The organism is Bartonella vinsonii subsp. berkhoffii ATCC 51672 (assembly GCF_902825225.1).
GTDB classification, from domain to species: domain Bacteria; phylum Pseudomonadota; class Alphaproteobacteria; order Rhizobiales; family Rhizobiaceae; genus Bartonella; species Bartonella berkhoffii.
Genome location: NZ_CADEAK010000026.1, coordinates 1 through 5,703, shown reverse-complemented (window position 1 = coordinate 5,703; position 5,703 = coordinate 1). Strand labels below are relative to the sequence as shown.

At 36.0% G+C, this 5,703-nt stretch carries 8 protein-coding genes and 1 pseudogene; 3 read left to right on the top strand and 6 right to left on the bottom strand.

Annotated features, from left to right (window positions below; genetic code table 11):
• Positions 1 to 204 precede the first annotated feature (204 nt).
• On the bottom strand, positions 205 to 648 hold the full coding sequence (gene ssb / locus J7R10_RS07560) for a single-stranded DNA-binding protein (RefSeq protein ID WP_010704902.1): 444 nt from the start codon (positions 646 to 648) through the stop codon (positions 205 to 207).
• A 198-nt stretch (positions 649 to 846) separates the two neighbouring features.
• Here ssb and J7R10_RS07555 point away from each other — a divergent pair.
• Together J7R10_RS07555 and J7R10_RS07550 are read left to right on the top strand one after the other, a co-directional pair.
• Positions 847 to 1,129 (top strand): annotated as a pseudogene (locus J7R10_RS07555) (type II toxin-antitoxin system RelE/ParE family toxin).
• Between the two features lie 16 nt (positions 1,130 to 1,145).
• The gene (locus J7R10_RS07550; RefSeq protein ID WP_010704900.1) at positions 1,146 to 1,439 is read left to right on the top strand and encodes a HigA family addiction module antitoxin; all 294 of its coding nucleotides are present in this window, start codon (positions 1,146 to 1,148) and stop codon (positions 1,437 to 1,439) included.
• A gap of 51 nt (positions 1,440 to 1,490) precedes the next feature.
• Here J7R10_RS07550 and J7R10_RS07545 read toward each other — a convergent pair whose 3' ends face one another.
• The 5 genes from J7R10_RS07545 to J7R10_RS07520 all read right to left on the bottom strand — a co-directional run bounded on the left by J7R10_RS07545 (position 1,491) and on the right by J7R10_RS07520 (position 5,033).
• Positions 1,491 to 1,817, bottom strand: a complete 327-nt coding sequence (locus tag J7R10_RS07545; protein WP_010704899.1) for a hypothetical protein — start codon at positions 1,815 to 1,817, stop codon at positions 1,491 to 1,493.
• Positions 1,818 to 1,984: 167 nt separating this feature from the next.
• Complete coding sequence (locus J7R10_RS07540) at positions 1,985 to 2,605, bottom strand: hypothetical protein (protein ID WP_420885331.1); 621 nt, start codon at positions 2,603 to 2,605, stop codon at positions 1,985 to 1,987.
• A 433-nt stretch (positions 2,606 to 3,038) separates the two neighbouring features.
• Positions 3,039 to 3,554 carry a hypothetical protein gene (locus J7R10_RS10360; protein ID WP_420885329.1) on the bottom strand — a complete coding sequence of 172 codons (516 nt, stop codon included), beginning with the start codon at positions 3,552 to 3,554 and terminating at the stop codon, positions 3,039 to 3,041.
• The gene (locus tag J7R10_RS07530; protein WP_010704897.1) at positions 3,544 to 4,023 is read right to left on the bottom strand and encodes a crossover junction endodeoxyribonuclease RuvC; all 480 of its coding nucleotides are present in this window, start codon (positions 4,021 to 4,023) and stop codon (positions 3,544 to 3,546) included. Before J7R10_RS07530 ends, J7R10_RS10360 begins: the two co-directional genes overlap by 11 nt.
• A 629-nt stretch (positions 4,024 to 4,652) precedes the next feature.
• Entirely contained in the window at positions 4,653 to 5,033 is a 381-nt protein-coding gene (locus tag J7R10_RS07520; RefSeq protein ID WP_010704895.1) for a hypothetical protein, read from the bottom strand.
• A gap of 95 nt (positions 5,034 to 5,128) precedes the next feature.
• Between J7R10_RS07520 and J7R10_RS07515 the strand changes: the two genes are divergently transcribed.
• Positions 5,129 to 5,440: a helix-turn-helix domain-containing protein gene (locus J7R10_RS07515; RefSeq protein ID WP_010704894.1), complete on the top strand. Its 312-nt coding sequence runs from the start codon at positions 5,129 to 5,131 to the stop codon at positions 5,438 to 5,440.
• Positions 5,441 to 5,703: the final 263 nt, after the last annotated feature.

Below are 5,703 nucleotides of genomic sequence, written 5' to 3'. Positions count from 1 at the left end.
AGCTATAACTATAGTTAGTATGCTTATCTTTATTTTATCATTAGCCAGCTCCAAAACAAATACAACCAATGTCAACATAACTACAATGATTATCGCTATTTCAAAACCAGTAGCAGGTACATCATTACCTTTATTCTCTAACAACGCTTGTTGCATAAGCATATTATTCTGTATAATTATTTGCCAAGAATTGACTCATTAACATCAAAAAGGAACCTCATCATTATTTATAATAGTATGAGGTGCATCAAGAGATTGCTGGAAACTTCTATCATAAGAAGATAATGGCTCTTGATTATCGTTATTTTTGCTCTCTAAAAGCTTCAACTCGCCTTTGAATTGTGGCAAGACAATCTCTGTTGCAAGATGTTCACCACCATTTCTATCTTTCCATTTGCGAGTTTGTAATTTGCCTTCTACGTAAATTTTTGAACCTTTGTTGAGATACTGAAGTGCAATTTTTGCTAAATGGGGATTGAAAACTATCACGGAATGCCATTCTGTCTTTTCTACTTTTTGATTGGTCTTTTTATCAGTATAGCTTTCAGAAGTAGCCATACAAAAATTGACCACCTCGGCTCCAGAAGTCATGGTTTTTCTTTCGGGATTAGCACCAAGACGCCCGATTAATGTCACTTTGTTTAGCATGCTTGTAAGTTCCATTTGATTTGCATTTGATACATGCAAATCTTAGCATTTTTGTATATTTTTTCAATATTTTCAAAATGATATTGTTATTTTTTAACATATAAAATTATGTTTTAAAGCACTCTAAATAAATAACAATATAAATAACAATTGACACAAGTGCATGGTGTATAGTATCAAGTGTCAAAAGGGAAATATATGGCAATTGTTAGCTTTAAGCATAAAGGGTTGAAATTATTCTTCGAAAGAGGAGTTTGCAAAGGTATACAACCCGCACATGCTAAAAAATTTAGCGAATATTTTGGTAATTTTAGATACGATATCTTCTCCTGAACAAGTAACCCTTAAATCGTATCGTCTCCATGAGCTTACAGGTGATTTAAAAGGTTATTGGTCAATGCGTGTCAATGCCAATTGGCGGGTTACCTTTCGTTTCATTGGGACAGATGTTGAACTGGTTGATTATCAAGACTATCATTGATTTTTGAGGTATTATGATGATGTACAATCCTCCACACCCTGGTGGCATTTTGAAAGAAGAATTGCTTGATACATTAGGATTAACAATAACAGAAGCTGCAAATCGTCTCGGTGTTGCGCGTTTAACTTTATCACGCGTCTTAAATTGTCATGCGGCGATTAGTATTAACCTAGCTCTACGATTAGAAAAGGCAGGTTTAAATGATGCAGAATTTTGGCTTAAATTGCAACAAAAGCATGATCTATGGCAAGCTCGGCATAACAACCCAATCCCCCATATTTCACCTTTAGAGCAAGTAGAGCATCTTTAGAAATTAACCCGGCTTATTCTGCTTTCCACCTAGAGATCATGTTCTTTAAACTTAAGCAGCTTCTGTTAATTTTTTGATCTCTCTGTTGATCTCATCTATGAGAGGTTCGATATTCAGAACGCTTTTAGGGACATTTCCCCCATAAACCCATGCTTTCACTTGCGCTTTGGTACTAAAATCCGCATTTTTAGGTGTTTTGTAATACTGACCACCATCAAACTTTTCACACTCTCTTGTGCCATCTTCATATTCGTAGAGATTGTAAAAATACTCAGCTGCTCCATCGCCCCATGGAACATACCCAACAGCTGTTGCAACAAACTTCTTTTGTCTTGGCTGTTTACGTTTTTTTAAGAACAGATGTTTTAAAATTCCCATGCTTTTAGTCCATAATTTTACTATTGGCCTATTTGCCTCAAATTTGGCCGTACAGAGCGTTTTTTATTATAGATATTTTTTCATCATAAAATCTTTAAATCGCTCTGTGCGGTCTATTTTTGACGATTTAAACGCATACTCAATCCAAAAATGATCACCACTTTTCACTATTTTGCTGTCTTATCTTCAGCGCCCTTGAAAATTTTACTGAACTCTGTTTCAAGCTTTTCTACACGCTCTGGTGCTAAACGCGCCTCTTTGCCTTTGTCCTCTATCCCAGGCTTTTGAAGGCTCCTAACAATGTAATTGATATTCATGCGTATGTTGCTTTCAAGCTTTTCACAGTAACGATAAAAATCGGCTGTTGATGGCATAAAGGTTGCGTTTAAACCTTCTGCTTTGCCTCTCAAAGTGTTCTTTGTTGCCGTTTGCAATGCCCATCTGCTTATACCGTCAAGGGTATAAAAATACGCAAGTGCTGTTGCTTTTTCATCATATTCTGATGGGCTTTTGAGACCATTCGACAAAACAAGATACGTGGTTTTGATTTCCTCTTCCGTTGCATTGTTCTCAAGTTTTTTCAACGCATCATTGGCTAATGACGTAATTCTCTCCGCTTCTGCAATCGATGGTTTTTGTCCCGGTAACCAAAGGAATGGTGGTTCTTTCGTCATCACCGAATAAAAATTTGAACGCACTGTCTGAATTTTTGATATCGGACATGTATTGTGCAACTCGATAAGTTTTGCTGCGCTGCTGTCTTGTGTTCTCAATGATCGCTTTTCCATACCGTTTTTCCCTTTCTAATTTTTCTTTTTTCTTGGCTAATAGTCCATAATCCGGATGTGTAATCCAACTGTACCAAGTCTTTTGCCAATCGCTTTTGGTCGCATCCTTTCCTGATCTTGCCTGCCAATAATTTCTGAAGCGTTCAACTTCTAACAGCGCCTTATCATGCGTTAAGCCTTTATCGATTGCGTATTGCAAATTAGATTCAAAATCGTCCGGTAATCGACAACCGCGATTAGCTTTCGCTCGTTTTGCTTTTTTGGGAACGTTTTCTTTCTCGTGAATGGGAGGTTGGTTGTCTGATGAGGTTTCGATTTGCTCTGATGTGGTCTCAACAGCAGCAACCTCTGTTGGCTCGTCAACCTGTTCGTTTGTTTCTAAACTTTCAGAACCAATTTCTTTTTTTGCTAAAACGATAGTGTTATTTTTTTATTATATATTATATATGTGATTGTGGTTGTGATTGGCATCGTCAAGCATTGCTTGCGTCTTGCTACAAGCATCATGTTTAGCATCATGCTTAAAATTTTTAGCATTTTGATCATCAATACTGCTTGTTTTTTCTTTATGATGTTTATCCCATCTTGCTATTGCTGCCTTCTGCGCTCTCTCTGATAACTTCTTTGACCGAGATGTCTTCGATACCTTATCTAAGCTTTCATTAGAGTTATTGAGTTCTTCTTCAACTTTTAAACTCCATAAACACCCATCGTCTAAACGTTCGATATGACCTGTGCTTATTAAAACCTCTAACGCTTTCATAAACATTTTTACTGAACAGCCAGTGTAATTAGCCCAGACCTTTGTGTTATTTAAAAGTGGCTCTCCAGTATAAAGCATTTGCAAACGCAACTTTATATAAACATTACATTCAATGGGAGATAAACAAGCAAGATCAAGAATCCACCTATCTGCAAACAGCCTCGTCCACGGTAATTTACTGGACATGTATACCCCCTTCTTTCATTAAATATAAAATTGCTAAAGCATCTGCTTCATTATCATCTTTAGGCTTATGTCCCTTTGCACGCATCGCCTGTATTATCTCTTCTTTTGAGGCATTTCCTTTTCCTGTCGTTGCTTTTTTAATTGTGCCAACAGGGATGCCTTCATAAGGTATCTGATGATGTTCACACCAAGCTGTTAAGGTTGCTAGAAAGCCTCCGTAAATATGAGAAGCATCTGTACCCATATGCCGGTGCACCTCCTCAAAATACACCGCGTCAATACTACCGGCTGTTGCTTTCATTTCTGTAAGCCATTGCTTAAAGCGCAAATAACGCATACCACCGCCTTCAAAACGGCGTGATTGAAAATTAACCGTGCCACTAAAGATGTGACCATCAGCACCGCATATCGCCCAACCTGTCTTAGTACCTAGATCAACATATAAAATGGTTTGTGCATTGATGATCATAATCCCCCCTTAAGGCTGTTGTGTATTTATACGTGCGCTGTGATAGAGTGTGTTGTCATAAGTTTAAAAAAATGAACTCACTTAATTCAAAAATACACTGCATGCCTCATCTCGCTGTTAAATGTGCAGAGCGATTATATTTGTAAAAATTATCTATAAGATGCTTTTTGAAACCATATGCGTTACTATATACCCTTATAGACAAGACAATGATGGTCCTACAGTGCTTTGAACTCTCAAATTATCATTTTCATCAAGAGAAAAATCCCAATTAGAATCATGAAAAATAATTTTGCTGCCGTCTGGAAAATCCATTTCTTCTATTGAATCTTTCAAAATGTGAAAAGTATAATATGGACTTTTCAGCACCTTCGTAGAGCTTTGCATTTTTTTATAAGAGACATAAAAACAAAAAATCGTGATTACATTGTTCGTAAAAAGCACAATAATCGTTGCGAAATTGTAATACATCTCTAAGCTTTCTTTTTTCTCATGATTTTGCCCCTATCTATTATTGTACCAGTGAAAAAATACAATTATATTCAAAAAGATAACCGATATAGACAGTAATGTTATTGCTAAACCGTAATCCATTTTTATTTCCTTTCTTCATATTATTTAATGCCTGTTTAAGAGTGTGAATGGTGCTGTTGCTGTTCATTCTTTTCTTCATATTGAAGCTTCGTCATTTCATTTTGTTCACACGGTTTCATGCAAACAGTGGAACCTTTAACAAAAGAAAGCGTTGAGAGCGTTGCTTTTTCTTCTTTCATCAAATCTTGCAAACGCTTGGGATAGAAAAAATCCTCTGGACGTAGGTCAATGTTGTGCCGTTGAGCATAAGTGAGTAGTTGTGCCTGATAAGTTGAAGGAAACAACCCACCGGCACCGCCTTTTTTCTTGGAGTAGGTTATACGATAAACAGCGCCTTTACATTTATGTAAAATGCGTGCAACCTTTGTGACACCCCCTAAATATTTTATAAGCGTATATGCTGGCTCTTGTTTCATAATAGTATAATTTCATAAATTATGAATTTTATCAATAGTAAAAATTCAGAATTTATTGAATTGATTTTTCATTCAATCTGAAAGAATTTAATTATATGGAACGTGAACAGTTAAGATTATGGCTTAATGAGCAATTAGTAAAAAAAGGACATGGCAGCAAAAAAATGCTGGCTAAGCATTTAGGTGTATTGCCTTCCACTCTTACCAGCATATTAAATAACTCAGGCACAAACCGCTCGATAAAGGCAGATGAATTAATAAAAATTATTAATTTTATTGGCGAGATCCCACCTTTTTTAATCGAGGGGTCTGGACAATTTGTTAGTCTTTTTTATCAAGCAAAGCCTGAAGTTCAGCAAGCTGTTTTAACGATTCTTCAGAATTCTGGCCAATCAGACAAAAAATAATAGCAGCTATCACCTTTTTATCCCCATAATTCCAAAGTTTTTTAGCATTTCTTCATCCACTATTAGCCTCCATATGCAAAATATTTCATATTTTATGAAATTTATTATTGACATTTTTCATTAAAAATGAAATATTTATTCCATAAACCAGAAACAAACAATCGCCAAGAGGCGTTAGGGAGGGGAAATTATGGATAAGTCAATTCTTATTAATTCCGATGAAATTTTATTAGTTGTCTGCGATGATGATCAACACATTGGGC